Below are 26,669 nucleotides of genomic sequence, written 5' to 3' on the forward strand. Positions count from 1 at the left end.
TGTTCAAAGATCGTCACGCCAGCAGGCGTGCCAGTGGCCAGTCTGCACCTCGCGCAGCTGCATGTCGACAGTCTCGCAGCGCGCCTCGGCCAGCGGACACCGGGTGCGGAACACGCAGCCCGAGGGCGGATTGGCCGGGCTCGGCAGGTCGCCCTGCAGCAGCGGCACGGTGCGGCGCCGGGCCGGATCGGGAATCGGCGCCGCCGCCAGCAAGGCGCGCGTGTAGGGATGGCGCGGACCGGCATAGAGCGCCTCGGTCGGAGCGATCTCCATCACGCGGCCGAGGTACAGCACCACCACGCGGTCGCACAGGTATTCGACCACATCGAGATCATGGGAAATGAACAGCAGCGTGAGGCCCAGCTGCTCCTTCAGCTCGCCGAGCAGGTTGACCACCTGGGCCTGGATCGACACGTCGAGCGCCGACAGCGGCTCGTCGGCGACGATGAACTGCGGCTCGACCGCCAAGGCCCGCGCGATCCCGATGCGCTGGCGCTGGCCACCCGAGAACTCGTGCGGAAAGCGGTCGGCATGCTCGGGGCGCAGGCCGACCTGCTGCAGCAGTTGCCGGATGCGCGGCAGGCGCGCCGCGCCCCTGGCCAGCCCGTGCGTGTCGAGGGCTTCGGCCAGCACGTCGCGGATGCGCATGCGCGGGTTGAGGCTCGCATACGGGTCCTGGAAGATGATCTGCACCTTGGAGCGCAGCGGCCTGAACTGCGACTGCGACAGCTTCGCCAGATCCTGCGGCGCTGCGTCCGAGCCCTGCGGCTGGTAGCGCATCTCGCCGCCGGTCGGGTCGACCAGGCGCGTCAGCAGCCGGCCGATGGTGCTCTTGCCCGAGCCCGATTCGCCGACCAGCCCGAGCGTCTCGCCCTTGCGGATGTCGAAGCTCACGTCGTCGACCGCACGCACCGGGTGGCTGCCCTTGCCGAAGTATTTCCTGAGCTGGCGGATCTCGAGCAGGTTGCCGCTGGCCGATGTGATGTCCGTCATGCGGCCAACTCCTCGCCGGATCCGATGCAGCGCAGCATGCGCCCGCCGCCCGTGGCTTCGAGCCGCGGCATGCGGGCTTCGCAGGCCTCGCGGCGGACGCCGCAGCGCGGCGAAAAGGCGCAGCCCGGAGGCGGCGCGAACGGGCTCGATACCTGGCCCGGGATCGCCACCAGCTGCGCCCGCCTGCCGGCCTGCGCCGGCGCGCCGCGCCGCCGCGCCACGCCCGGCAGGCAGGCGAGCAGGCCCCGCGTGTACGGATGCTCGGGCCGCGCGAACAGATCGTGCACCGGCGCCGACTCGACGATGCGCCCGGCATACATGACGGCCACCGCATCGGCGTACTGCGCCACGACGCCGAGGTTGTGGGTGACGAACAGCATGCTCATGCCGGTCTCCTTCTGCAGCCGCCCCATCAGCGCGAGGATCTGGGCCTGGATCGTGACGTCGAGCGCGGTGGTCGGCTCGTCGGCGATCAGCAGGGTCGGATTGCAGGCCATCGCCAGCGCGATCATCACGCGCTGCCGCATGCCGCCCGACAGCTGGTGCGGATATTCGTCGACCCGTTGCGACGCCGCCGGGATCTCGACCAGCTCGAGCATGCGCTGCGCGTGCGCGCGGGCCGCCTTGCGGTCGAGCTTCAGGTGCAGGCGCGCCGATTCGGCAATCTGTTCGCCGATGGTCAGCACCGGGTTCAGGCTGGTCATCGGCTCCTGGAAGATCATGCCGAGTTCGTTGCCGCGCAGCGCGCGCTTGTCGGACTCCGGCATGGCGAGCAGGTCCACGCGCCGGCCGTCGCGGCGGACGAACCAGGCCTGGCCCTCGACCTGCGCGTGCGAGGTCCTGGCATGCAGGCCCATCAGCGTGAGGCTGGTGACCGACTTGCCCGAGCCCGATTCGCCGACCAGCGCCAGCGTCTCGCCGGGCCGGATCGCGAACGACACATCGGCCACGCTCTGGATGCGGCCGGCCTCGGTGGCGAAAGAGGTCGAGAGGCCGCGGACTTCGAGCCGCGCTTCGGCGGTGGGCGTGTTCATGCGGCTTTCCTCAATTTGGGGTCGAGCAGGTCGCGCACGCCGTCGCCCAGCATCTGCAGCGACAGCGCCGTGAGCACGATCGCGAGTCCGGGGCAGAAGATGGTCCAGAAGGCGCGGTCGGCGTAGTCGAGGCTGCCCGCGATCATCGTGCCCCAGGTCGGAATGTCCGGCGGCACGCCGACACCCAGAAACGACAGGCCGGCCTCGGCCAGGATCGCGTAGGCGAAGATGAAAGTGACCTGCACCAGGATCGGCGACATCAGGTTCGGCAGGATGTGCTGGCACAGGATGCGTGGCGTGCGCACCCCCAGCGCGCGGGCCGCATCGACGAACAGCAGCTCGCGCAGCACCAGCGTGGTGGCGCGCACCACCCGCGCCACGCGCGGCGTGTAGACGATCACCAGCGCCAGCATCACGTTCCACAGCGAGACGCCGAGGATCGACACCAGCGCGATGCCCAGCAGGATGTCGGGGAAGGACATCATGGCGTCGACCACGCGCATCAGCGGCGCGTCGAGCCGGCGGAAGAAGCCCGCCAGCATGCCCATCAAGGTGCCGAACAGCACGGCGCCCGCGGCCGTGACGACGCCGATCAGGAGCGAATAGCGCGCCCCGTGCACGATGCGCAGCATCACGTCGCGGCCCAGTTCGTCGGTGCCGGCCCAGTGCGCGAGCGAAGGCGCATGCAGGCGCTGGCCGATCTCGATGGCGCCCGGGTCGGCATCCGACAGCATCGGGTACAGCAGCGCGACGCCGGTCACCAGCGGCAGCACCAGGGCCGCCGCCAGCACGATGCGGCGCGCGAACAGGCGGCGTGCGACCGGCATCGCGGCCTGCAGCCAGGAAGAAACAGCAGCTTTCATTTGCCCTCCAGCCGGATGCGCGGATCGACCAGCGTGTAGATGAAATCGACGCCGAGGTTGATGAAGACGTAGATGGCTGCGATCACCAGCAGCGTGCCCTGGATCACCGGATAGTCGCGCCTGAGCACCGCGCGCACCACGAGGTTGCCGACACCGGGCAGGTTGAAGACGGTCTCGGTCACGACCGTGCCGCCGATCATCAGCGCCAGCGTGAGGCCGAGCACGGTGACGATCGGCACCAGCGCATTGCGCAGCACATGCTTGACCATGATCACGCGCTCGGGCAGGCCCTTGGCGCGCGCCGTGCGCACATAGTCCTCGCCGAGGATGTCGAGCATCGAGGCCCGCGTGAAGCGGATGATCAGCGCCGAGTTCAGCAGCCCCAGCACCAGCGCCGGCAGCAGCAGGTGCTGCAGGCGCTCGTGCAGCGCGGCGCTCGGATCGCCGTAGCCCGAGGCCGGGAACCAGCCGAGCTTGACCGCGAAGAACTGGATCAGGATCAGGCCGAGCCAGAAGCTGGGGATGCTGGCGCCCAGCATCGCCACGCCGCTCACGGCCTGGTCGGCCGCGCTGCCGCGCCAGATGGCCGCCGCCATGCCGGCCGGAATGCCGATCAGGGCCGCGATGCTGACGGCGAAGAGCGCCAGGAACAGCGTCGGCTCGGCCCGCTCCAGCAGGGCCTGCGACACCGGCCGCTGCAGGAACAGCGACTGTCCGAGGTTGCCCTGCAGCAGTTCGCCGACCCACAGCATGAACTGGGTCGGCAGCGGCTTGTCGAGCCCGTACTGGATGCGCGCCCGGGCGATGTCGGCGGTGGTGGCCTGGTCGCCGAGCAGCAGCGCGACCGGATCGCCCGAGGCCAGCCGGGTGAGCGCGAAGACCAGCACCGCGACGATGGCGAGCACCACCAGGGCTCCCGCCAGGCGGGTCAGCAGAAAGCGCAGCATGGAGAGGTCCGTGTCGGCCTACTTGGCCAGCCCGGTGTTCCAGAAGAAGGGCCAGATGGCAGGCGTGTAGCCTTCGAGCCTGGCCGAGCGCGCCGACAGGCCGTTGAACTTGCCGACCTCGATGAAAGGCACCTCGTCATACACCGTCTGCTGCACCGCGCCCCACAGCGCACCGCGCTTGGCGGCATCGGTTTGCTGGTTGAAGGCCTGCAGGGTCGACTTCTTGGCAGTCGAATCCCACCAGCCCGGCGCATCGTCGCCCAGTTGCGGCGGCGAGAGCATCGGCTCGGGGAACAGGCCCGAATGCGTGAAGTACACATCCCACAGCTTCGGGTCGTTGCGCCGCTGCACCAGCGTGGCCCAGTCGACCACCTGCAGGTCGGTCTTGAAGCCGGCCTTCTTGAGCTGCTCGGACATCACCAGCGCCATGTTGTAGTGGAACTCGTACTGGCGGCTGGCCATGATGCGGATCGGCTGGCCGTTGTAGCCGGCCTTGGCCGCGGCCTCCTTGGCGGCTTGCGGATTGCGCGTGTTGTAGACATTGGTGCCCGCGGCCGCGTAGTAGGGCGTGCCCTTCGGGAAGAAGTTCGGCTCGACCACGAAGAAGCGGTTGTCGCCGAAGCCGGCCGCCATCAGCTCGCCCTGCCCCACCGCGGTCTGCACCGCGCGGCGCAGCGGCTGCGAGGTCAGCACGCCCTCCTTGGTGTTGAAGACGATGTAGGGGAAGCCGAAGTTCTTCGTGACGATCGGCACCACCGCCGGCGCCCCCTTCTCGATCCGGCCGATGGCCTCGACCGGCAGCAGGTCGGCGTACTGGAACTGGCCCGACAGCGAGCCTTCGACGCGGGTGTTCGCATTCGGCACCGGCACGAAGCGCAACTCGTCGAGCAGGGCTTCGCGGCGGCCGGCATAGCCGCTCGGCGCTTCCTTGCGCGCGCTGTAGCCCTCGAAGCGGGTCAGCACCGTGAACTGGTCGGGCCGGCGCTCCTTGAACTTGTAGGGACCGGTGCCGACGAACTCCTTGAGCTGCGGCGCGATGCTCTCCTTGGCCATGATCGCGGCCATGCCGCTCGGCAGCGCCAGCTGGGCCAGCAGCGGCGCATACGGATTCCTGAGCTTCAGCTCGACGCCGAGCGGGCCCTTGGCGGTCAGCGAGGCCACTTCCTTGCCGACCGACTTGCCGCGCGGCGAGAGTTCCATCCAGCGCTGCAGGGAGGCCACCACGTCGTCCGCATTCAGGTCGCGCCCGCTGTGCAGCTTGACGCCCTTGCGGATCGCGATGCCGTAGGTCAGGCCGTCCTTGGAGACCACCGGCATGCCTTCGGCCAGCATCGGCGCCACGCTCCAGTTGGCATCGAAGGTGTAGAGCGGCTCGTAGACGTGCTGCATGATCGTGCCGACCAGGTCGGCGGTGCTGACCATCGGGTCGAGGCCTTGCGGCTCGCCGACCATTGCGAGGTTGGCGGCGCCGCCCCTGGGCAGCTCGGCGTGCGCCCCGGCGGCGCCCAGGCCCAGCACGATCGCGGTGGCAAGCGCCCCGCCGAAGCTTCGCCACGCCGACGCGTGCATGGGCTTCAACCGGGAAAAACCAGATGTGGCTACAGTGTTGGCGGGAGATTGCATCGTGGCTCCGTGAGTAATAACATTACATCGACGATCGTATTTCCACGAGATTTCCACGTCAAACGGGGGGGTTACCCTTGTATTTTATGTAATTTTTTTACAAAGATGTTCGCAATGTCCAAAGTTGAAATGCTCGGCCAGGCGCCGATCGCCTCCGACCGCCAGGCCCGCCCGCTGTCCCCCGCCACCCGTGCCGGCGACTTCGTCTTCGTCTCGGGGCAGGTGCCCACCGACGACCAGGGGCAGGTCATCGTCGGCGGCATCGAGGCGCAGACGCGCCAGGTCTTCAAGCGCATCGAGCAGGCCCTCGCGCTGGCCGACTGCACGCTGGCCGACATCGCCAAGGTCAGCGTCTGGCTCAACGACGCGCGCGACTTCGGCAGCTTCAACCGCGTCTACATGGAATGCCTGGGCGACCATCGTCCCGCGCGCTCGACCGTCGAATCGCGGCTGATGATCGACGCCAAGGTCGAGATCGACGTCACGGCCTACAAGCCGCGCGGCTGAACCCTTTCGCCGGAGCAGAACCCATGACGCTCGGTCACCTCGTCGCCGTCGACTGGGGCACCAGTTCCCTGCGCGGCGCCCTGCTCGATGCCGACGGCCGGGTGCTCGAGGAGCAGAGCCATCCGCGCGGCATCCTGAGCGTCAAGCCCGGCGGCTTCACCGCCGTGTTCGAGACCCTGTTCGCCGACTGGATGCGGCCGCACGGCACCCGATGCCTGATCTCGGGCATGGCCGGCAGCAAGCAGGGATGGGTCGAGGCACCGTACTGTCCCTGCCCGGCCGGATTGGCCGAGGTGCGAGGCAAGGTGCTCGAGATCGAGCCCGGCCGGATCTCGATCGCGCCCGGCCTGAGCGACAGCCACGATGGCGTGCCCGACGTGATGCGCGGCGAAGAAGTCCAGATCATCGGCGCCATGGCGCTGACCCGGCTGCGCGACGGCCTCTTCGTGCTGCCCGGCACGCACAACAAGTGGGCCCGCGTCAAGAACGGCATGGTGACCGGCTTCCGCACCTTCATGACCGGCGAGTTCTACGCAGTGCTGAGCCAGCACTCGATCCTCGCGCGCACGCTCGACACCTCGGCGCCGCTCGACGAGGCCGCCTTCCTGCAGGGCGTCACTCAGGCCGAGAACGGCCAGGGCCTGCTGCACAACGCCTTCGGCGCGCGCACGCTGGCCCTGTTCGACCGCATGCCGGCGCGCGAACTCGCGAGCTACCTCTCGGGCATCCTGATCGGCGAGGAGCTGCGCACCCAGTCGGTCCATTCGGCGGTCGAGGTGGTGCTGATCGGCGCCCCCGCGCTCACGCAGCGCTACCAGCTGGCGCTGCAGGCAGTCGGCAACCAGGCCCGCACGCTCGGCGCCGAGGCCACCTGGGCCGGCCTGCACGCCCTTCATTCACCCAGCCACAGGCAATCATGACCACGCCCTTGTCCAAGTTTTCCGCCGCCATGGAGACGCTTCCGCTGGTGGCGATCCTGCGCGGCCTCACGCCGGCCGAGGCGCCCGCGGTGGGCGACGCCATCGTCGAATCCGGCTTCCTCCTGCTCGAGGTGCCGCTCAATTCGCCGCAGCCGCTCGAGAGCATCGCGCTGCTGCGCCGGCGCTTCCCGCAGGCCCTGGTCGGCGCCGGCACGGTGCTCGGCGCCCAGCAGGTGCGCGAGGTGCACGCCGCCGGCGGCGAGCTGATCGTGGCGCCGAACTTCAATGCCGAGGTGATCGCCGAGGCGGCACGGCTGGGCCTCGTGAGCCTGCCCGGCGTCATGACCCCGACCGAGGCCTTCGGCGCCCTGGCGGCCGGCGCCACCGGGCTCAAGCTCTTCCCGGCCGAACTCGCCTCGCCCGCGGTGGTCAAGGCGCTGCTCGCGGTGCTGCCCAAGGGCACGCCGCTGATGCCGGTCGGCGGCATCACGCCCGACAACATGGAGGCCTGGCGCGCCGCCGGTTCGGCCGGCTTCGGCATCGGCTCGGCGCTCTACAAGCCGGGCAAGAGCGCGGCCGAGGTGCGCGAAGACGCGCTGCGATTCGTCGCCGCATTCCAGCGCACGCTGCGCGCCTGAAACCCATCGACCTCCCGCCATGTCCGCAGACTCCGACTACGCCAGCCCCGCCGTCCGCAGCCTTCGCCAGGATCTCGCGCTCGCCTTGCGCGCGGCGGCGCACCACGGCCTGTCCGAAGGCGTGTGCAACCATTTCAGCGTCATGCTGCCGGGCACCCGGGACCGCTACCTGATCAACCCGCGCGGCCTGCACTGGAGCGAGATCGGCGCCGACGACATCGTGCTGATCGACGTCCACGGCGAGGTGCTCGCGGGGCGCCACCGGGTCGAGCCGACCGCGCTCTTCATCCATGGCGCGGTGCACCGGATCACGGGCCATGCGGTGGTGCTCCATTCCCACATGCCCTATGCGACCGCGCTGACGCTGACGGCCGATCGCGCGCTCGACCCGACGCTGAGCCAGAACGCGATGCGCTTCATGCACCGGATCGCGATCGATGCCGAGTACAACGGCCTGGCGCTCGACGACCGCGAGGGCGAACGCATCGCCCGCGCGATGGCCGGCAAGGACGTGGCCTTTCTCGCCAACCACGGCGTGGTGGTGGCCGGCCCCACCGTCGCCCACGCCTACGACGACCTCTACTACCTCGAGCGCGCCTGCCTGCACCAGGTGATCGCGCAGTCCACGGGCCGGCCCCTGGTGCCGGTCGACGCCGCGCTCGCCGCGCAGGTGGCGGCGCAGATCCAGGGCGAGCGGGAGCAGTCCGACCTGTTCTTCGAGGCGCTCAGGCGAATGCTGCCGGCGCCGCGCAGCGTTCAGCTCGCGTAGGGTGGCGCCTCGGTCGACAGGCCCTGCTTGACCTGGCGCGTCAACGGGTCGGCCAGCACTTCGAACTGCCCGGCCTCGAGCGCCGCGAAGGTCTGTTGCACCACCTCGTCGGGCGAGGCCTTGGGGCCGGGGATCTTGCTGGTCATGTCGGTGTCCATGAAGGCGACGTGCAGGCTCAGCACCTGCGTGCCCTGATCGCGCAAGGCGGTGCGCAGGCCGTTGCTCAACGACCAGGCGGCCGACTTCGAGGCGCTGTAGGTGGCGGCGCCCGGCAGGCTGAGCCAGCTCAGGATCGACAGCACGTTGATGATCGCGCCGCCGCCGTTGGCCGCCAGCACCGGCGCGAAGGCCCGGGCCAGTGCCCAGGGACCGAAGAAGTTGGTCTCGAACTCGGCCCGCGCCGCGTCGACGCCTTCGGCCGGGCCGAGCAGGCTGACGCCGCGCGAGATGCCGGCATTGTTGACCAGCAGCGTGACGTCGCCGCAGGCGCGCGCCGCGGCCTCGGCCTGCTCGGGCCGGGTGACGTCGAGCGCGATCGGATGCACGCCGGCCAGCGTGATGCTGGCCGGATCGCGTGCGGCCGCGTAGACCTTCTTCGCACCCGCGGCGAGAGCGGCCTTCGCGAAGGCCAGGCCGAGGCCGCGATTGGCCCCGGTGATGAAGACGACGGAATCCTTGAGGTTCATGCTCAGCTTTCGAAGGGTCGAGGAAAAAATCAGGAGGGCTGGATGCGGCGCAGCAGCGCCTGCGTGCTGCGCGGCCAGCCGACGCGGCCGAACCAGGCACCGCCGGCGATGGCCGACGCAATGACGACGCCATACACCACCAGCGCCACGCCCTGCACCGCGAACACGTGCACCAGGTCGCCGCCCCAGCGCAGCGCCAGCCAGCCGCCGAGGCCGGCGACGATCAGCCGGGCGATGTTGCCGAGCACCGGCCACAGCAGCCGCCCCGCGCCCTGCGAAGCGAAGTAGAGCACCAGGCCGACGCCGAAGAAACCGTAGAACGGCCCGACCGCCCGCAGGTACTGGGAGCCGGCCTCGAGCATCGCGGGGTCGTTGCCGAACAGCAGCAGCCAGGGGCGCGGGAACAGCGCGGCCGCCAGGCCGATCGCGCCCGACAGCGCGAAGGCGATCGCGGCGCCGGCCCAGGTGGCACGCAGGGCGCGCTCGCGCTGCCCGGCGCCGATGCAGGTGCCGACCATCGCGACCAGCGGCGCGCCGAGGCCGAACACCAGCGGAACCAGCAGGTACTCGAGCCGCGACGCCGTGCCGTAGCCGGCGATGGCGCCCGGTCCGAAATGGCCCGTGAGCGCGGTCGCGATGCCGATCGACAGATTGGTCGCGACGGTGGACACCGCGCCCACCAAGCCGATGCGCAGGATGTCGCGGAACAGCGGCCAGCGGAAGTGCACCTGGGCCCACGAGGGCTTCAGCAGGCTGCGCTCGGACCGCAGGTAGGCCCACAGCGCCAGCGAGCCGCCGAGGTAGTACACCAGCAGCGCCACCGCGCCACCGGCGATGCCCAGGCCGGGGATCGGTCCCCAGCCGAAGATCAGCAGCGGCGACAGCGGGATCAGCACCACGACCCCGGCCACCGTGACATTGGCCGGCACCGCCATGTTGCCGGTGCCGCGCACCACGGCGGCCAGCGAATTGAAGATCCACACCAGCACCGCGCCGGCGAAGGCCACGTTCGAATAGACCAGGGCCGCATCGAGCGATGCGCCGGTGCCGCCCATCAGCGTGAACAGCCAGCGCCCGCCGAGCAGCATCGCGATCATGAACAGCAGCCCGAAGCCGACCGCGATCGCGATCGCATGCAGCACCAGCGCATCGGCATCGTCGCGCCGGCGGGCGCCGAGCGCCCGCGCGATCGACGAGGCGATGCCGCCGCCCATCGCGCCGGCCGAGGTCATCTGCATCAGCATGACGATCGGGAACACCAGCGCCATGCCGGCCAGCGCGTCGGTGCCCAGCTTGCCGACGAAGAAGGTCTCGATCAGGCCGACCGAGGCCTGCGCGACCATCACCACCACGTTGGGCGCGGCCAGCTTCAGCAGCGTCGGGACGATCGGCGCCTCGAGCAGGCGCCGGGTGCGCGGATCGAGAGCCGTCATGCCGCCGCCGCCTTCGCCACCAGCACCGGCCGCGCTTCGCGGATCGGCAGGTTGACCAGCGCCGCACCGGCCGCCAGCACGATGTCGATGTACCAGACGATGTCGTAGCTGCCGGTGGCCTGGAACACGTAGCCGCCGAGGAAGGCGCCGAGGAAGCCGCCGACCTGGTGCGCCAGCATCACGATGCCGAACAGCATCGCCATGTTGGCCGGACCGAACATCTTGGCGACCAGGCCGGCCGTGGGCGGCACGGTCGACAGGAAGGTCACGCCCATCACGGCAGCGAAGATCAGCATCACGGTCGGCGTCTTGGGCGCCAGCAGGAAGACCAGCACCGCGAGACCGCGCGTCGCATAGAGCAGCGCCAGCAACGACTTCATGCGCCAGCGGCCGACCGCCCAGCCCATCGCCAGGCTGCCGACGATGTTGAAGAGCCCGATCATGCCGAGCGCCCAGCCGCCGATCTCGGGCGGCAGGCCGCAGGCGGCGACCACGCCCGGCAGGTGGGTGGCAAGGAAGGCGACGTGGAAGCCGCAGACCAGGAAGCCGAGGCTCAGGTAGCGGTAGCTCGGCGTGGCGAGGGCCTGGCTGATCGCCTGGCGGGCGGTCAGGGGCTTGTTGCCGCTGGCGGCCGCCGACTGGGCGGCGAGCTGCTGCGAGTTGCCCTTGAGCACCCACACCGCCGGCAGCGCCAGCAGGATCAGGATCGCCAGCCATTGCATCGCGCTGGCCCAGCCGACCGTGGCCATCAGCCCGATCGCGATCGGCGCCATCGCGAACTGGCCGAAAGAGCCCCCGGCGTTGACGATGCCGGTGGCCAGCCCGCGCTTTTGCGCCGGCACCAGGCGCGTGGTCGCGGCCATCAGCACCGAGGGCCCGGCCATGCCGGCGCCGCCCGCCGCCAGCACGCCGATCGCGAAGATCAGCCCGGCGGTGCTGGTCATCAGCGGCGTGATGAAGGTGCCCAGGGCGACCAGCAGCACGCCGATGAAGATCACGCGACCGGTGCCGATGCGGTCGGCCACGGCGCCGGCGAAAGGCTGCGTCAGGCCCCACCACAGCTGGCCGAAGGCGAAGGCCAGGCTGATGCTGCCGATGCCCAGGCCGGTCGAGGTGTTGAGCGACGACAGGAAGAGCCCCATCGTCTGCCGCACGCCCATGGTCAGCGCGAAGGTGCCGGCCGCTGCCAGCAGAACCAGCCAGAGCGCATAGCGCGCGATGGGCGTCGTGCCCGCGGTGCTCTTGTCATTCATCGAAATCTCCCTCGGCGATCTCGTCCGTGCCCTGCAGGATGGCGATGCTCTCGTCGACCAGCTGGTGCAGCGCCAGCACCCGCTCGATGCCGAGCAGCGCATTGAGCTTTTCCTGCGCCTGGCGCCAGTGCCGCTGCGCCTCGGTGCGCTTGGCCCGGCCTTCGTCGGTGACCTCGACCAACCGGCTGCGCGCGTCGGAGCCCTCGCCTTGCGTGAGCCAGCCGGCGGCGACCATCGGCTTCAGGTTGCGCGTCAGCGTGGAAGCGTCGACGCCCATCGCCTTCGCCAGGTCGCCGGGACGGATCGGCCCGAGGTGCAGGACATGCGACAGCAGCGAGTACTGCGTGGTCTTGAGGCCGCTCTTGGCAACCTCGGCGTCGTAGTGCCGCGACACCTGCCGCACCAGGTGGCGCAGCCTGAAGTTGGTACAGCCCTGGGGCTTTGCGATGGCTTTCATGGCGATGATTGTAGCTACAATCATTGCATATGCAACTTCTAAAGGGTAACCAATGACAGCAACGGATCAACTGGCGGCCTGGATCGCCGAGGAAGCAGCCATCACCGAGCGGCTCGACGCCGGACCCGGCCCGGGCGTGGCGCGGCCGGAGCAGATCGCCGGCAAGACCGGGCTCGAGATGATGCAGGCCATGCTGCGGGCCGAGATTCCCTATGCGGCGATCGCCAAGACGCTGTCGTTCCAGCTGATCGAGATCGGCCCCGGGCGCGCCGTGTTCCAGGGCACGCCGAAGGCCGAGCACCTGAATCCGCTGGGCACCATCCACGGCGGCTGGTTCGCCACGCTGCTCGATTCGGCGCTGGGCTGCGCGGTGCACACGATGATGCCGGCCGGACGCGCCTACACCACCGCCGAACTGGGCGTGAACCTCGTCAAGGCGCTCTCGCCCAAGGTGCAGCGCGTGCGCGCCGAAGGCCGTGTGCTGCATTGCGGCCGGCAGCTGGCCACCGCCGAGGCCCGGATCGTCGGTGCCGACGGCACCTTGTACGCCCATGCCACCACCACCTGCCTGGTGTTCGAACTGCCGAGCCGCTGAAGCGGAAAAGCCCGCAATTTCCTGGGTGGTTAGGGCGACTTCTCCCCAAGCGCCAGTGATTATGATTCGCATTGACCGCGCGCGACGTGCGCCGATGCACCTCATTCCACTGCTTTCCGGAGACGCTTCATGACCGCACATCCTCGCGCGCCCACCCGCGCGGCCCTCGCGCTGGGCACCACCGCCCTGGCGTTGCTGGCCGCCGCCCTGCCCGCTTACGCCGCCGGCGAGGTCACGGTCTACACGACGCGCGAGCCCGGCCTGATCCAGCCGCTGCTGGCGGCCTTCAGCGCGCAGAACGACGTCAAGGTCAACACCGTCTTCGTGAAGGACGGCCTGCTCGAGCGCGTCAAGGCCGAGGGCGCGCGCTCGCCGGCCGACGTGCTGATGACGGTCGATGTGGGCAACCTGGTCGACCTGGTCGATGGCGGCGTCACGCAGCCCGTGAAGTCGGCCGCGCTGGAGTCCGCGATCCCCGCCAACCTGCGCGGCGCCGACGGCCAGTGGTTCGGCCTCTCGCTGCGGGCCCGCGTGCTGTATGCCGACAAGAACCTGCCGCTGACCTCGTTCCGCTACGAAGACCTCGCCAACCCCAAGTACAAGGGCAAGGTCTGCATCCGCTCGGGCCAGCATCCCTACAACGTGGCGCTGGTCTCGGCGCTGATCGCGCACGAGGGCGAGGCCAAGGCCGAGCAATGGCTGCGCGGCGTCAAGGCCAACCTGGGCCGCAAGGCCACCGGCGGCGACCGCGACGTGGCGCGCGACATCCTCGGCGGCATCTGCGATGTCGGCCTGGCCAACTCCTACTACGTCGGCCAGCTGAAGGGCGCCAAGGAAGGCACCGACGCGCGCAAGTGGGGCGACGCGATCAAGGTCATCAAGCCGACCTTCGCCCAGGGCGGCGGCACGCACGTCAACATCAGCGGCGCCGCGGTGGCCAAGAACGCACCGCAGCGCGCCAACGCGGTCAAGCTGCTCGAGTTCCTGGTGTCGCCGTCGGCGCAGGTTCTCTACGCCGAGGCCAACTACGAGTTCCCGGTGCGCAAGGGCGTCGCGCTCGACCCGATCATCGCCAGCAGCATCGGCGAGCTCAAGGTCGATCCGCTGCCGATCGCCGAAGTCGCCAAGTACCGCAAGCAAGCCAGCGCACTGGTGGACAAGGTCGCGTTCGACCAGTGAAGCGGCTGAGGTCGGTCGGCCCGGTCTGGCGGACCGCTTCGGTTGCGATCGCGCTCGGCGTACTGGCGCCGGTGCTGAGCCTGCTGTGGCTCGCGTTCGGTTCGGGCCTCGGGCACTGGGCCCACCTGGCGCGCCACGTGCTCCCGCAGGCCGCGCTCGACACTGCCGTGCTGCTGGCCGGCGTCGGGCTGCTGGTGCTGGTGATCGGCACCGGCTGCGCCTGGCTCGTCAGCACCTGTGATTTCCCGGGGCGCGGCGTGCTGCACTGGGCCTTGCTGCTGCCGCTCGCGATGCCGACCTACATCGTGGCCTTCGCCTACCTCGACCTGCTGCACCCGATCGGCCCGGTGCAGGGCGCGATCCGCTGGCTGCTGGGCTTCGACAGCCCGCGCCAGTTTCGCCTGCCCGACCTGCGTTCCATGCCCGGCGCCATCTTCGTGCTCGGCTTCGTGCTCTACCCTTACGTCTACATGACCGCACGCGCCATGTTCATGACCCAGCCCGCCCACCTGATGGAGGCCGCCCGTTCGCTCGGCGAGAGCCGCAGCGGTGCGTTCTTCCGGGTCGCGCTGCCGCTGGCCCGGCCGGCCCTGGCGGTCGGCCTGAGCCTGGCGCTGCTCGAAACGCTCAACGACATCGGCGCCTCCGAGTTCCTCGGCATCCAGACGCTCACGGTCGCGGTCTACACCACCTGGATCACCCGCTCCGACCTGGCGGGCGCGGCCCAGATCGCGTCAGCGATGCTGTTCGTGGTGATCGCGCTGGTGCTGCTGGAGCGCCACGGCCGACGCCACCAGCGCTTCGGCTCCGCGCAGCGCATGCGCGCCATCCAGCCGCGCCGCCTGCAAGGTGCGGCCGCCTGGCTCGCCAGCGCCGCGGCGGCGCTGCCGGTGTTGATCGGCTTCGCCGCGCCGGCGCTCTACCTGGTGTGGGAGACGGCCAAGCGCCTGCGCCTCGGCGGCGGCATCTCGGCCGGCCTGCTCTCGAGCCTGGTCAACACCCTCGGCGTGGCCGCCGGCGTGACCGCGGTCGCGGTCGCGGCCGGCCTGATCGTGGCCTGGGCGGTTCGCAGCCAGGGCTCGACCCGCAACCGCGGCCGCTGGACCGGCCGGGTCGCCACCCTGGGCTACGCGGTGCCGGGAACGGTGCTGGCGATCGGCCTGCTGACGCCCGCGCTGGCGGTCGATGCCGCGCTGGCCTCGCTGATCGGCCATCCGGGCCTGCCGCTGATGGCGGCCGGCATCGTGCTGGTCGTGGCTTGCGCGATTCGTTTCCTGGCGATGCCCGTCGGCGGCATCGAGGCCGGGCTGGCACGCATCCCGCCGGCACTCGAGCAGGCGGCCCGCCTGCTCGGCGAGAACAGCGGCGGCACCTTGCGCCGCGTGCACCTGCCGCTGCTGCGGCCGGCGATCGCGGCCAGCGCGCTGCTGGTGTTCGTCGACGCCATGAAGGAACTGCCGGCCACCCTGCTGCTGCGGCCGGCCAACTTCGACACCCTCGCCACCTGGCTCTATGCCGAGGCAGCGCGCGGCACCTACGAGGAGGGCGCGATCGCGGCATTGGCGATCGTGGTCGCCGGGCTGCTGCCGGTGGTGCTGCTGGCGCGCAACGGTCTTTCGGAAGGTGCTGCATGAGCCGCCGCCCGGCCGCTCCGAAGGGGGCTCGCACCGCAGTGCGCAGCACGGAGGTTCGCTGGTGAGCGCAGCGCTGTCCATCGAGAAGCTGCGCCTGGGCTACGAGGGCCCGCGCGGCCTGCACACCGTGGTCGAGGATTTCTCCCTGTCGCTGGAGGCCGGCGACATCGGCTGCCTGCTCGGCCCTTCGGGTTGCGGCAAGACCACGGTGCTGCGGGCGATCGCCGGCTTCGAGCCGGTGCGCGCCGGCCGCATCCGGCTCGGCAACGTGCTGCTGTCCTCGCCCGAGGTGTACCTGCCGCCCGAGCGGCGCCGGGTCGGCATGATGTTCCAGGAATACGCGCTGTTCCCGCACCTGAACGCGGCCCGCAATGTCGCTTTCGGGCTGCGCCACCAGCCGCACGATGCGCAGCGCAAGCGCGTGGCCGAGATGCTCGCGCTGGTCGGCCTGCCCGATGCCGGCGAGCGCCATCCGCACCAGCTCTCGGGCGGCCAGCAGCAGCGCATCGCACTGGCCCGGGCGCTGGCGCCCGAACCCGCGCTGCTGCTGCTCGACGAGCCGTTCTCGAACCTCGACGGCAGCACCCGCGAACGCCTGACGGTCGAGGTGAGAGAAATCCTCAAGGCGGCCGGCCAGACCGCGGTGCTGGTGACGCACAACGAGGCCGAGGCGCAGGTCATGGCCGACCGCATCGGCGTCATGCACGATGGCCGGCTGAGCCGCTGGGAAGCCCCGCCGCGCAACTGAAGCCGGCTCTGGCGCGACAATGTCGCAGCAACAACCAGACGACCACGATATGCGACTCCTCCACACCATGCTGCGCGTCGGCAACCTCCAGCGCTCGATCGATTTCTACACCCAGGTGCTGGGCATGCAACTGCTGCGCACCTCCGAGAACCCCGAGTACAAGTACAGCCTGGCCTTCGTCGGCTACGAGGGCAACCCGGCCCAGGCCGAGATCGAGCTGACCTACAACTGGGGCACCGAGAGCTACGAGATGGGCACCGCCTACGGCCACATCGCGCTCGGCGTGCCCGATGCGTATGCGGCCTGCGAGAAAATCAAGGCGGCAGGCGGCAATGTCACGCGCGAAGCCGGGCCGGTGAAGGGCGGCAGCACCGTGATCGCGTTCGTGACGGATCCGGATGGCTACAAGATTGAACTCATCCAAAGGGAATCAACCGCAGGCAGCCGCCCGTCGGACGGCAAGAGCGACCCGCTGCGCGCCTGATCGGCCTTCTGCTCAAGGCAGATCTGGACAGCCACTGGTCGAGGTGACCTCGCTCGATCAGGATCACCGATCGCTTGTCCTCGTGGTGCGGCGGTGTACGACTCAGGTTCTGCGGGAGACATGCCCTTAGGCTTCGCAACAAGCTTCACCCGTCCCATGCATATCGAAGAACGCATCCGCATCGCAGTCCCGCCCACGGTCATCGACCACATTTGGAGCGAGGTCGACCAATGGCATCTTTGGGACCCAGATACCAAACAAGCCCGACTCAATGGGCCATTCGCCGTTGGAACAAGGGGCCGAATTTCTCCCAGCAAGGGCATGGGCGTGCCGATGACTGTCACAGAGCGTACCGAGGGCCAATCGTTCACCGTAGAGGGTTACATCCCTCTATTTCGCATGCACTTCGAGCACACGGTGTCTGCAGTAGCCGGCGGGTCGGAGGTGGCTCACCGAGTGTGGTTCTCTGGTGCCCTTGCTTTTCTGTTCGGGCCCAGCGTTGCCAAGCAGGTTCGCGAGGGGCTTCCTCGAACCATGCAGTCGCTCAAAGCATATGCCGAGCAACGTCACAAGCCTCTCAACATCGACGGCTAACGTCCCGCTCACCCGCATCAGGGACTGAAGATCAGGACCACGTAGACGAGGAACACGACCAGATGCACGGCGCCTTCGAGGACTGTCGTGCGCGGCCCTGAGAACGTGAGCGTGCTCAGGATCAGCGTGAGGGCCAGCAAGGTCATGCCGGTCGGATCCAGGCCCAGGATGACGGTCTTGCCCGTCACGAGGCCGATGATGAGGATCGCCGGCACGGTGAGCCCGATGGTGGAGGCCGCGGCGCCGAGGCACAGGTTGATCGAGCGCTGCAGTTGATTCGCCCGCGCCGCGGCCAGGGCGCTGATTCCCTCCGGCGCGAAGACGATGACGGCAATGAGAACGCCGCCCAGGGCCGAAGGCGCCGCTAGCGCTGCGCTGCCGTGGTCGATCAGCGTGGCGAGCCGCCCGGACAGCAGCACGATGGGCAGCAAGGTGGCGAGCAGCAGCCCCGTGTGGCGGATCATCGCGGCAGCGGATGGACCGTGCCCGGCCTGCCTGCCTGCGCCGGCCCCGGCGGACCTGCCGCTCTGCGCGTCGACGAAGAAATCCTGGTGACGGCGCGTCTGGATCAGCAGGAAGATCGCATACAGCAGGATAGTGAAGAGTGAGAAGAAAGCCGCCTGGATGACCGTCAGGCTGCCGGCCGGAACCGCTTGCGTGAAGTTGGGCAGGATGAGCGCGACCGATGACAGCGGGATGATCACCGCGAGATAGGCGACGGCGCCCTGCAGGTTGTAGGCCTGCTCGCGATGGTGCAGCCCTCCCAGCAGCAGGGCCAGTCCGACGCCGCCATTCAGCGCGATCATCAGCACGCCGAACATCGTGTCGCGGCCCAGCGTCGGCGTGGCATCGCTGCCGATCGCCACCGCGGCGATCAGCACGACCTCGATGATCACGATCGACAGCGTGAGCACCAGCGAGCCCAGCGGGTCGCCGAGCATGTCGGCCAGATGGTCGGCCTGTTCGACGACGCCAAAGGCGCACCACAGGATGATGACGAACAGCCAGAGAAAGAACAGCGCGGCGCGCAAGCCCGAAGCGAGATCGGTAAGCCACGCGTCTCCGAACAGGAGGAACAGCGCCACCGTCGTCCACGCAACAGCAAGACGTCCGATGAGGATCATGATGGGCTCCAGGCTGGACCGGGGCCTTTTTACCGGGACGGTGCGCGCTTGTAAACCTGAACGATTGTGCGATCCGACCGCGCTGGATGCGGCGATCCTTCGAAAAGCGACGGCGTGCTTATGCCGTGCGGATCGCGATGGAATGTGCCTGGATCGACCGGCGTCCGAACGTAGTAGTTGTCCCACTCGGTCGCTTCGACCAGCTCAAAACCGTGCCGGACATAAAAGCGATTCGATTCGCTCGCCCGCAACGCGCCAACCCGGACCGGCATCCCTTGTGCATCTGCATCGGCGAGTACGACTGCAAGCACGGCGCCCCCGATTCCCTTGCCCTGATACGCGGAATGAACATAGAGGTGGTCAAGGAGAAGATGGTCGCCTTGATGGCGCACCACGACAAAGCCGACTCTATGCCCGTCGACGATCAGATGACGGGTGGACGCCGGCGTGAAGTTGGCGAGAAAGCGGTCTCTCGCACGTTGTGGGTCGAAGCGGCCTACCCGTTCGAGACTTGGGCGCATCGCAATGACGCGGAGCGCGGCAAGGTCCTCGGCGTCCTGCGCCGAGGCGATTTCGAAGTGAACGGAGATGGTGCGCATGGGGTGAAAGGTCTGAAGGTCCGATCCTGGACGGGGGCGACCAGCCGGCGGATCAGCAGCCCAGCAGATCCGCCAGCGCCCCGATGTCCCGTGCATGCAGCGTGTTGTCGGGCTGCGGCGAGACATCCTTCGGCCGTCCGGGGCCGAACTCCAGGGGCCGCTCGATGTAGCCGGTGCGCAGTCCGCAGGCCCGCGCCGCCGCCAGGTCGTCGTGGTGCGCCGCCGCCAGCATCACCTGCCCCGGCGTGAGGTCGAACACTGCCGCGACGCCGAGGTAGGTGCGCGGATCGGGCTTGTAGGCCTTGAACACCTCCGCCGACAGCACGCAGTCCCATGGCAGGCCGACGCGCTTGGCCATCTCGGTGAGCAGGCCGATGTTGCCGTTGGACAGCGTGCAGATCGTGTACTTGCGCTTGAGCCGGGCCAGGCCCTCGACCGCATCGGGCCAGGCCGGCAGCCGGTGCCAGGCGCGGTTGAGTTCGCGCTTGGCGTCCGCGTCGAGATCGGCCACGCCGAAATCACGCAGCACATCGCCGAGGATGCCCATGTGCAGTTCGTCGAGCAGGGTGAAGCCGCCCTCGCCTGCCGCCAGGCGCTCCATCACGCCCTTCATCGCGGGCTGGTAGCCGGCACGCCAGGCCAGCGCGAAGGCGCTGCCATCGATGCCCGGCAGCAGGCGCTCGGCCTCGGCCGCAATGCCCGAATGCCAGTCGACCACGGTACCGAAGACGTCGAAGGCGATGACCTTCAGCTCGCTGCCTTCCAGGACTTCCGCCATGCCGCGAACCCTCAACGCGACAGTTGGCAGGCCTCGCGCGCCAGCGCCTCGATGCGGCCCCAGTCGCCGGCGGCGATGGCGTCGGTCGGCACGATCCAGGAGCCGCCGACGCAGGCCACGTTGGAGAGCGCGAGGAACTCGTGCGCGTTGCCGGCGTGGACGCCGCCGGTGGGACAGAACTTGACGTCACCGAAGGGCCCTTGCCAGGCCTTCAGCATCGCCAGGCCGCCGGCCTGCACGGCCGGGAAGAACTTGAGCTCGGTCAGGCCGTCTTCCTGGGCCATCATGATCTCGCTGCCGGTCGCGACGCCGGGCAGGAGCGGCAGGCCGAGGTCGTGGCAGGCCTTGCCGACCGCCCGCGTGTAGCCCGGGCTGACGCCGAAGCGCGCGCCGGCCAGCGCAGAGGCCTGGGCATCGGCCGCGCTGCGAATGGTGCCGGCGCCTGCGACGGCTTCGGGCACCTCCTTGGAGATCAGCTCGATGCACTCGAGCGCCTCGCGCGTGCGCAAGGTCACCTCGAGCATGCGGATGCCGCCGGCCACCAGCGCGCGCGCCAGCGGCACCGCGTCCTTGACGTCGTGCAGCACGATGACCGGGATCACCGGGGCGTCGCGCATCACGTCGAGCGCGGAGATCTTGTCGTTCACAGCCATGAGCAGGCTCCTTCTTCAGCAGTCAATGCATTGCGCCGCATGCCGGCGAACAGGTCTCGGCCCAGCCCGCGGCCGTTGGCGGCGCGTGCCTCGTCGGGCATCTTCGAAATTTCTCGCGCCGCCCACTCGTCCTCGGGCAGCAGCACGGTGAGCGTGCCCGCCACGCCGTCGAGCCGGATCAGGTCGCCGTCGCGCACCTTGGCCAGCGGGCCGCCGGCCGCGGCCTCGGGCGAGACGTGGATGGCCGCCGGCACCTTGCCCGAAGCGCCGCTCATGCGGCCGTCGGTCACCAGCGCCACCCGGAAGCCCTTGCCCTGCAGCACCGACAGCGGCGGCGTGAGCTTGTGCAGCTCGGGCATGCCGTTGGCTTGCGGGCCTTGCCAGCGCACCACGCAGACCACGTCGCGCTCGAGCTCGCCGGCCGTGAAGGCCTGCTGCAGCGCGGCCTGAGAATCGAAGACGCGGGCCGGCGCCTCGATCACGTGGCGGTCGGCCGGCACCGAGGAGATCTTGATGACGCTGCGGCCCAGGTTGCCCTGCAGCAGCTTGAGTCCCCCGGTGGCACTGAAAGGCGCCGAGACCGGGCGTGCGACCGTGTCGTCCTTCGAGGGCGCGGCAGGCCCCCACTTGAGCGACCGTTCGTCCGCGGGCGCACCGGCCAGCACCGGGATGCCGGCGAACTCGCGGATGCCGCCGGCCCGCACGCTGAGCACGTCGGCGTGCATCAGTCCGGCGTCGAGCAGTTCACCGATGACGAAGCCCGGGCCGCCCGCAGCCTGGAAGCCGTTGACGTCGGCGACGCCGTTGGGATAGACCCGCGTCAGCAGCGGCACGACTTCCGAAAGCTCGGCGAAATCGTCCCAGTCGATCAGGATGCCGGCGGCACGCGCCACCGCCACCCAGTGGATCAGGTGGTTGGTCGAGCCGCCGGTGGCCAGCAGCGCCGCCATGGCGTTGACGATCACGCGCTCGTCGACCAGTTCGCCGATCGGCGGCACCGCGAATGCGCCGTCGGATGCCCGGCCGAGCACGGTGCGCACCGCCTCGCGCGTGAGCGCCTCGCGCATGTCGTCGCCGGGCTGGATGAAGGCCGAGCCCGGCACGTGCAGGCCCATCGCCTCGAGCAGCATCTGGTTGCTGTTGGCGGTGCCGTAGAAGGTGCAGGTGCCCTGCGCGTGGTAGGCCTGCATCTCGGCGTCGAGCAGGCCCTGGCGGCCCACCAGTCCCTGAGCCGCCTGCTCGCGCACCTTGGACTTGGCGGTGTTCGACAGGCCCGAGGGCATCGGCCCGGCCGGCACGAAGACAGTCGGCAGATGGCCGAAATGCAGGGCGCCGATCAGGAGGCCCGGCACGATCTTGTCGCAGACGCCGAGCATCAGCGCGGCATCGAACATGTCGTGCGTGAGCGCCACGGCGGTGCCCATGGCGATGACGTCGCGGCTGAACAGGCTCAGCTCCATGCCGGGCGTGCCCTGGGTCACGCCATCGCACATCGCCGGCACGCCGCCGGCGACCTGGGCGGTGGCGCCGAGCCGGCGGGCCTCGTGCTTGACGATGTCGGGGTAGCCCTGGTACGGCGCATGGGCCGAGAGCATGTCGTTGTAGGCGGTGACGATGCCGATGTTGGGTGCGCGTTCGCTCACCACCCTGAACTTGTCGTTGGCCGGGATGCCGGCCACAGCGTGCGCCACGTTGGCGCAGCCCATGCGGTCGGAGCCCCGGTCACGGCCGCGGGTCTCGGCCAGGTCTTGCAGATAGGCGCTGCGCAGCTTCTGGCTGCGCGCACGGATGCGCTCGGTGACAGCGCGGACGGTGGGATGGGTGGTCATGGGGCTTTGTCGCTCTGCCGGTGAGCCAGCGTGGGGCGGCTCGGAAGTGCATGGTATCAAGCCGGCATGAAAAAGCCCGGACAAGCCGGGCTTTTTCTGAGGTGCGCGCTGCGACTTCAGTCGAGCAGCTTGACTTCGACCCGGCGCGCCTCGGCGTTGTTGCCCGAGCCGGTGGTGACGGCCGGTTTCTGCAGGTCGACCTTGTCGGCCGGCACGCCGAGGCCGGTCAGCACGTCGCGCACGGTCTCGGCGCGCTTCTTGGCCAGCGCCTCGTTGATCGCCGGGTCGCCGGTGGTGTCGTGGAAGCCCGAGACCACCGCCTTGCGGCCGCCCTCGACGCCCTTGATCACCGCCGCCAATGCCTCGGCGGCGCCCGGCGCGAGGTCGGCGCTGGCGGTGGCGAAATAGAAATTCACGATGCCGCCGACCACGCGGATGCTGGCGCCGTCGGGGATCACGACGGTCACGGTCTCGGTCACGACCGCCAGCGTGGTCACCGGCGCGGCGGCCGCGACCGGTGCCGCGGCCGGGCCCGGCGCCTGGCCGCGGGTGTAGAGAACGATCCCGATCACGAGCGCGATCACGAAGGCGATCAGGCCGAGCACGAAGGCGAGGATGAAGTTCTGCTGGCTCTCGTCGTCGGTGGTTGCGGACATGGGCGGGGCTCCGTAGTTGAGGGGTCGGTAAATAATGGTGCGGTGAACCATGACCGCCAAATTGTAGGCGTCGCTCCCCCGGCCCCGGGCGGCGACCCCGGGCCGCCCGGCCTGGACCCCCTGCCCAAGCCGCTGCGCGACCCCCAGCCGATGCTCGATCGCGTGATCGACGAATGGGGCGGCCACGAGGACCTCTGGCTGTTCGGCTACGGCTCGCTGATCTGGCGACCCGACTTCGGCTTCGTCGAGCGGCACCCGGCCCGGGTCCAGGGCTGGCACCGGGCGCTCAAGATGTGGAGCCGGATCAATCGGGGCACGGTCGAGAACCCGGGGCTGGTGTTCGGGCTGCTGTCGGGCGGCAGCTGTCGCGGCATGGTGTTCCGGGTGCCCGCCGCCGATGGGCTGGAAACGCTCGGCCGGCTCTGGCTGCGCGAGATGCCCACCGGCGTCTACGACCCGCGCTGGCTGTCCTGCACGACGCCGCATTCGACGGTGCGGGCGCTGGCCTTCACGCTGTCGCGCCGCAGTCCGAACTTCACCGGCGAGCTGAGCGACGAACGCTATGCCCACATCTTTGCGAATGCGGTCGGCCGCTACGGCAGTTCGCTGGACTATGCCCGGCAGACGCTGCTCGAGCTGCGGCGGCACAAGATCCACGATGCGGCGCTGGCGCGCCTGATCCGGCTGGCGGAATCGCGACTGTCGGCGCCGGCCGACACCGGCCCGCCCATCGATCCGGTATACCCTCCCGAGTCGATCCATACACCCCCAGCCAAGGAATAGCCCGAACATGCGTCTTCGTCTCCTCGCCCCTGCCTTCGCCATTGCCGCAGCCAGCCTGCTCACCGCCTGCGGAACACTGGGACCCAAGGCCGGAGCGACCGCCGCACTGGCGCCGACCGACGCGATCACGCCGAATCCCACCATGGGCAAGGTCAGCTTCACCGCCCTCGATCACGGCGTGCGGGTCAAGGGCGAAGTGCGGGGATTGGCACCGGGCACCGAGCATGGCTTCCATATCCACGAAAAAGGCGACTGCGGCGGCAACGGCAACGGCTCGGGCGCACACTTCAACCCCGCCGGCGGCACCCATGGCAAGTTCGCCGCCCCCGGCAGCCATGCCGGCGAGCTGCCCAGCCTGGTGGCCGATGCCGCCGGCGTCGCTCGCTTCAGCGTCGACGTGCACACCATCTCGCTGACCGAAGGCGCGCTCAACAACGTGGTCGGCCGCGCGCTGGTGGTGCACCGCGACCGCGACGATTTCACGACACAGCCGGCCGGCAACTCCGGCCCGCGGATCGCCTGCGGGATCATCGCCAGAAGCTAGGGCGCGTTCACCCTAGGGTTGGCGGGCCCTCATCAGGGCCTCGGCGCGCGCGAGTTCCGCGGGCGTGTCGATGTCGGTCACGACACCGACATCATCGACTTCGATGTCGGCCACCTGCCCCGCCTCCCTGAGTGCGCGCAGCACCGGCGCAGCGCCCTGGTTGCCCGACAGCCGCGAAAGCGGCTCGAAGCAGGCTGCGGAGAAGCCCACGGGATGCCCGCGCTCGCCGCGGAAGTGCGGCTGCGCCGCCTGCATCGGAAAGCCCAGTGCATGCGCCACGGCGGCCAGGGTCGCCGGCTGCACCAGCGGCAGGTCGGCCGGCAGGATCAGCCAGCCGGCGGCGTCGGCCGTGGCCCGGACCGCGGCGGCGATCGAGTCCCCCATGCCCGGATGGCCGACATCCTCGAGATGCCACGGCAGGCCGCTCGCGCGCACCGCGGCCAGCGTGTGCTCGAGCACGGTGGCGCCGGCCAGCGCCGCCTGCAGCTTGTGGACCGTGCCGCCGGCCGCCCGGAAGCGCTCGCCGCGCCCCGAGGCGAGCACGATGACGGTCGGCGGGCGGCGTTCGGGCGGGGCGGCATTCATGGTCGCAGTATCTCCGCTTCGCTTGGGCAACAATGGCGCCATGAGTTCCACCAACGAATCGCTGGCCGCGCTGCGCAAGAGCTACGAGCGCGCCGAGCTCGACGAAATCCACAGCGCCGCCAACCCGCTCGACCAGTTCGACCGCTGGCTCACCGAGGCGATCGACGCCCAGGTGCCCGAACCCAACGCCATGACCCTGGCCACCGTCGGCGGCGACCTGCGTCCGTCGACGCGCATCGTGCTGGTCAAGGGCTACGACGCCCGCGGCATCGTCTGGTACACCAACTACCAAAGCCGCAAGGGCCAGGAGCTGGCCGGCAATCCCTACGCGGCGCTGCAGTTCCACTGGGTCGAACTCGAGCGCGTGGTGCGCATCGAGGGCCGGGTCCACAAGGCCGATGCCGCCGAGAGCGACGCCTACTTCGCGAGCCGCCCCCTGGATTCCCGCATCGGCGCCTGGGCCAGCCCGCAGAGCGAGGTCATCAGCGGCCGCGACGTGCTGGTGAAAAACGCCGCGCTGCAGGCCGCGAAACACCTGCTCTCGCCGCCGCGGCCGCCGCACTGGGGCGGCTTCCGCCTGGTGCCCGAGCGCTGGGAGTTCTGGCAGGGGCGCAAGAGCCGGCTGCACGACCGGCTGCGCTATCGCGCCGAGGGCGATGCCTGGGTGCGCGAGCGGCTGGCGCCCTGAGCAGCAATCAGAAGCGGTTGACCAGTGCCATCACCGCCGACAGCGAGACCAGCGCCATCACGGTCGACACCACCACGCTGGCGGTGATCAGGCCTTCCGAGGTCCGGTAGCGCTGGGCGAACAGGAACACATTGGCGCCGATCGGCAGCGAGGCCGCCACCACCATGACGGTCAGCGGCAGGCCGCGCAGGCCGAAGCCCAGCCCGAGCGCGGCCACCAGCGCCGGATGCACCAGGTTCTTGATCGAGGCATGCAGCAGCGCCTGCCGCCAATGGCGCCCGACCGGCGTCAGCGCCAGCGTGATGCCGACCAGCATCAGCGCCACCGGGCTGAAGGCCTGTCCCAGCAGAGCGATCGGCTTGTCGACGGCCGCCGGGATCGCCAGCCCGGTCTGGGCGAACAGCAGCCCGAGCAGGATCGGCGCCTGCACCGGATGGATGATCGCGTTGCGCAAGGCGCGCCCCACGGTACGCAGCATGGACGGCCGGCCCGCACCGCCTGAAGTCAGACGTTGCGCGTCCTCCTGCGCCAGCGCGAGTTCGAGGAACACGGTGGCGCTGGTCAGCAGCACCAGCGAGTGCAGCGAGATCAGCGTCAGCAGCACCACCATGCCCTCTGGCCCGTAGGCCAGGCCCACCAGCGCGATGCCGATCATCACGGTGTTGCTGTAGGTGTTGGCCAGCGCCAGCACGACGCCGGTGCGGTTGAAGCCGCGCCATGCCAGCGTGGCCGCGAAGATCAGGCCGGCGGCGACGAAATAGGCCGCCACCGGCTTCAGGCTGAGCTGCTCGACGCGCACCGTGCTCATCGAGCGAAAGAGCAGCGGCGGCGCCAGCAGCAGGAACACCAGGTTCGACAGGTCCTTGACCGAATCGCCGCGGATCCATCGCATCCGCCCCGCCAGCCAGCCGACCGCGATGAGGACCACCACGGGCAGAAGCGAGGAAACGACGGGACCATTCATAGAGCTTTCGAGAATAGCCGACGTGATGGAGTCGATCCGCTCAAGCCCGCCCGACGCCTCCAGCGCCGATGCAACCCCGACGTCCCAGCGGTGGCGGGCGGTATGCCCC

General features: G+C 69.6%; 30 protein-coding genes. 13 read left to right on the forward strand and 17 right to left on the reverse strand.

Annotated elements, in window-relative coordinates:
• Positions 1-3: 3 nt before the first annotated feature.
• From QTI45_RS33805 to QTI45_RS33825, 5 genes are read right to left on the reverse strand one after another with little or no spacing between them, the layout of a single operon-like run.
• The gene (locus QTI45_RS33805) at positions 4-993 is read right to left on the reverse strand and encodes an ABC transporter ATP-binding protein (protein ID WP_286657454.1); all 990 of its coding nucleotides are present in this window, start codon (positions 991-993) and stop codon (positions 4-6) included.
• Positions 990-2,027: an ABC transporter ATP-binding protein gene (locus QTI45_RS33810; protein ID WP_286657455.1), complete on the reverse strand. Its 1,038-nt coding sequence runs from the start codon at positions 2,025-2,027 to the stop codon at positions 990-992. Before QTI45_RS33810 ends, QTI45_RS33805 begins: the two co-directional genes overlap by 4 nt.
• Positions 2,024-2,890: an ABC transporter permease gene (locus QTI45_RS33815; protein WP_286657456.1), complete on the reverse strand. Its 867-nt coding sequence runs from the start codon at positions 2,888-2,890 to the stop codon at positions 2,024-2,026. The genes QTI45_RS33810 and QTI45_RS33815 overlap by 4 nt, the downstream gene beginning before the upstream one ends.
• On the reverse strand, positions 2,887-3,837 hold the full coding sequence (locus QTI45_RS33820; protein ID WP_286372699.1) for an ABC transporter permease: 951 nt from the start codon (positions 3,835-3,837) through the stop codon (positions 2,887-2,889). The genes QTI45_RS33815 and QTI45_RS33820 overlap by 4 nt, the downstream gene beginning before the upstream one ends.
• A gap of 18 nt (positions 3,838-3,855) precedes the next feature.
• Positions 3,856-5,406, reverse strand: a complete 1,551-nt coding sequence (locus QTI45_RS33825; RefSeq protein ID WP_286657457.1) for an ABC transporter substrate-binding protein — start codon at positions 5,404-5,406, stop codon at positions 3,856-3,858.
• A 168-nt stretch (positions 5,407-5,574) separates the two neighbouring features.
• Here QTI45_RS33825 and QTI45_RS33830 point away from each other — a divergent pair, with 168 nt between their 5' ends.
• The 4 genes from QTI45_RS33830 to QTI45_RS33845 are packed head-to-tail and all read left to right on the forward strand — an operon-like array spanning position 5,575 to position 8,294.
• Positions 5,575-5,967, forward strand: a complete 393-nt coding sequence (locus QTI45_RS33830; RefSeq protein WP_286657458.1) for a RidA family protein — start codon at positions 5,575-5,577, stop codon at positions 5,965-5,967.
• Positions 5,968-5,990: 23 nt separating this feature from the next.
• Positions 5,991-6,887, forward strand: coding sequence for a 2-dehydro-3-deoxygalactonokinase (locus QTI45_RS33835; protein WP_286657459.1), 897 nt, complete (start codon positions 5,991-5,993; stop codon positions 6,885-6,887).
• Positions 6,884-7,525 carry a 2-dehydro-3-deoxy-6-phosphogalactonate aldolase gene (locus QTI45_RS33840; protein ID WP_286372703.1) on the forward strand — a complete coding sequence of 214 codons (642 nt, stop codon included), beginning with the start codon at positions 6,884-6,886 and terminating at the stop codon, positions 7,523-7,525. The genes QTI45_RS33835 and QTI45_RS33840 overlap by 4 nt, the downstream gene beginning before the upstream one ends.
• A 19-nt stretch (positions 7,526-7,544) precedes the next feature.
• A complete protein-coding gene (locus QTI45_RS33845) occupies positions 7,545-8,294 on the forward strand; it encodes an aldolase (RefSeq protein ID WP_286657460.1) in 750 nt (249 codons plus the stop codon).
• Here QTI45_RS33845 and QTI45_RS33850 read toward each other — a convergent pair.
• The 4 genes from QTI45_RS33850 to QTI45_RS33865 are packed head-to-tail and all read right to left on the reverse strand — an operon-like array spanning position 8,282 to position 12,123.
• Positions 8,282-8,980 (reverse strand): SDR family oxidoreductase, encoded by a 699-nt coding sequence (locus QTI45_RS33850; RefSeq protein ID WP_286372705.1) that lies wholly within the window; start codon positions 8,978-8,980, stop codon positions 8,282-8,284. The two genes, QTI45_RS33845 and QTI45_RS33850, sit on opposite strands and share 13 nt — an antisense overlap.
• Before the next feature lie 29 nt (positions 8,981-9,009).
• Positions 9,010-10,413, reverse strand: a complete 1,404-nt coding sequence (locus QTI45_RS33855; RefSeq protein WP_286657461.1) for an MATE family efflux transporter — start codon at positions 10,411-10,413, stop codon at positions 9,010-9,012.
• On the reverse strand, positions 10,410-11,666 hold the full coding sequence (locus tag QTI45_RS33860; RefSeq protein WP_286657462.1) for an MFS transporter: 1,257 nt from the start codon (positions 11,664-11,666) through the stop codon (positions 10,410-10,412). Before QTI45_RS33860 ends, QTI45_RS33855 begins: the two co-directional genes overlap by 4 nt.
• The gene (locus QTI45_RS33865; RefSeq protein WP_286372708.1) at positions 11,659-12,123 is read right to left on the reverse strand and encodes a MarR family winged helix-turn-helix transcriptional regulator; all 465 of its coding nucleotides are present in this window, start codon (positions 12,121-12,123) and stop codon (positions 11,659-11,661) included. The genes QTI45_RS33860 and QTI45_RS33865 overlap by 8 nt, the downstream gene beginning before the upstream one ends.
• Positions 12,124-12,175: 52 nt before the next feature.
• Here QTI45_RS33865 and QTI45_RS33870 point away from each other — a divergent pair, with 52 nt between their 5' ends.
• The 6 genes from QTI45_RS33870 (at position 12,176) to QTI45_RS33895 (ending at position 17,357) form a co-directional block, all read left to right on the forward strand.
• A complete protein-coding gene (locus QTI45_RS33870; protein WP_286372709.1) occupies positions 12,176-12,718 on the forward strand; it encodes a PaaI family thioesterase in 543 nt (180 codons plus the stop codon).
• Positions 12,719-12,847: 129 nt separating this feature from the next.
• Complete coding sequence (locus QTI45_RS33875) at positions 12,848-13,897, forward strand: extracellular solute-binding protein (RefSeq protein WP_286657463.1); 1,050 nt, start codon at positions 12,848-12,850, stop codon at positions 13,895-13,897.
• Positions 13,894-15,531, forward strand: coding sequence for an ABC transporter permease (locus QTI45_RS33880; protein WP_286372711.1), 1,638 nt, complete (start codon positions 13,894-13,896; stop codon positions 15,529-15,531). Before QTI45_RS33875 ends, QTI45_RS33880 begins: the two co-directional genes overlap by 4 nt.
• 61 nt (positions 15,532-15,592) lie before the next feature.
• A complete protein-coding gene (locus QTI45_RS33885; protein ID WP_286657464.1) occupies positions 15,593-16,279 on the forward strand; it encodes an ABC transporter ATP-binding protein in 687 nt (228 codons plus the stop codon).
• 49 nt (positions 16,280-16,328) lie between these two features.
• Entirely contained in the window at positions 16,329-16,763 is a 435-nt protein-coding gene (gloA, locus tag QTI45_RS33890; RefSeq protein ID WP_286657465.1) for a lactoylglutathione lyase, read from the forward strand.
• A gap of 156 nt (positions 16,764-16,919) precedes the next feature.
• The gene (locus QTI45_RS33895) at positions 16,920-17,357 is read left to right on the forward strand and encodes an SRPBCC family protein (RefSeq protein WP_286657466.1); all 438 of its coding nucleotides are present in this window, start codon (positions 16,920-16,922) and stop codon (positions 17,355-17,357) included.
• A gap of 17 nt (positions 17,358-17,374) precedes the next feature.
• Here QTI45_RS33895 and QTI45_RS33900 read toward each other — a convergent pair whose 3' ends face one another.
• The 6 genes from QTI45_RS33900 to QTI45_RS33925 all read right to left on the reverse strand — a co-directional run bounded on the left by QTI45_RS33900 (position 17,375) and on the right by QTI45_RS33925 (position 22,996).
• Entirely contained in the window at positions 17,375-18,481 is a 1,107-nt protein-coding gene (locus QTI45_RS33900; protein WP_286657467.1) for a calcium:cation antiporter, read from the reverse strand.
• A 29-nt stretch (positions 18,482-18,510) separates the two neighbouring features.
• Complete coding sequence (locus QTI45_RS33905) at positions 18,511-19,080, reverse strand: GNAT family N-acetyltransferase (protein ID WP_444813338.1); 570 nt, start codon at positions 19,078-19,080, stop codon at positions 18,511-18,513.
• 52 nt (positions 19,081-19,132) lie between these two features.
• Entirely contained in the window at positions 19,133-19,858 is a 726-nt protein-coding gene (locus QTI45_RS33910; protein WP_286657468.1) for a haloacid dehalogenase type II, read from the reverse strand.
• Between the two features lie 11 nt (positions 19,859-19,869).
• Positions 19,870-20,511, reverse strand: coding sequence for a bifunctional 4-hydroxy-2-oxoglutarate aldolase/2-dehydro-3-deoxy-phosphogluconate aldolase (gene eda / locus QTI45_RS33915; protein WP_286657469.1), 642 nt, complete (start codon positions 20,509-20,511; stop codon positions 19,870-19,872).
• The gene (gene edd, locus QTI45_RS33920; RefSeq protein ID WP_286657470.1) at positions 20,502-22,340 is read right to left on the reverse strand and encodes a phosphogluconate dehydratase; all 1,839 of its coding nucleotides are present in this window, start codon (positions 22,338-22,340) and stop codon (positions 20,502-20,504) included. The genes eda and edd overlap by 10 nt, the downstream gene beginning before the upstream one ends.
• 116 nt (positions 22,341-22,456) lie before the next feature.
• The gene (locus tag QTI45_RS33925) at positions 22,457-22,996 is read right to left on the reverse strand and encodes an OmpA family protein (protein ID WP_286372716.1); all 540 of its coding nucleotides are present in this window, start codon (positions 22,994-22,996) and stop codon (positions 22,457-22,459) included.
• 42 nt (positions 22,997-23,038) lie between these two features.
• Here QTI45_RS33925 and QTI45_RS33930 point away from each other — a divergent pair, with 42 nt between their 5' ends.
• Entirely contained in the window at positions 23,039-23,779 is a 741-nt protein-coding gene (locus QTI45_RS33930; protein WP_444813339.1) for a gamma-glutamylcyclotransferase, read from the forward strand.
• Between the two features lie 7 nt (positions 23,780-23,786).
• Complete coding sequence (locus tag QTI45_RS33935) at positions 23,787-24,323, forward strand: superoxide dismutase family protein (protein ID WP_286657471.1); 537 nt, start codon at positions 23,787-23,789, stop codon at positions 24,321-24,323.
• Between the two features lie 12 nt (positions 24,324-24,335).
• On the opposite strand, the gene QTI45_RS33940 is transcribed toward QTI45_RS33935, so the two are convergent.
• Entirely contained in the window at positions 24,336-24,908 is a 573-nt protein-coding gene (locus QTI45_RS33940) for a nucleotidyltransferase family protein (RefSeq protein ID WP_286657472.1), read from the reverse strand.
• Positions 24,909-24,948: 40 nt separating this feature from the next.
• Here QTI45_RS33940 and pdxH point away from each other — a divergent pair, with 40 nt between their 5' ends.
• Entirely contained in the window at positions 24,949-25,596 is a 648-nt protein-coding gene (gene pdxH, locus QTI45_RS33945; protein ID WP_286372719.1) for a pyridoxamine 5'-phosphate oxidase, read from the forward strand.
• Between the two features lie 7 nt (positions 25,597-25,603).
• Here the strand turns inward: pdxH and QTI45_RS33950 are convergent, their stop codons facing one another.
• Positions 25,604-26,560 carry an AEC family transporter gene (locus tag QTI45_RS33950; RefSeq protein ID WP_286372720.1) on the reverse strand — a complete coding sequence of 319 codons (957 nt, stop codon included), beginning with the start codon at positions 26,558-26,560 and terminating at the stop codon, positions 25,604-25,606.
• Positions 26,561-26,669: the final 109 nt, after the last annotated feature.

The organism is Variovorax saccharolyticus, assembly GCF_030316765.1.
GTDB classification, from domain to species: domain Bacteria; phylum Pseudomonadota; class Gammaproteobacteria; order Burkholderiales; family Burkholderiaceae_C; genus Variovorax; species Variovorax saccharolyticus.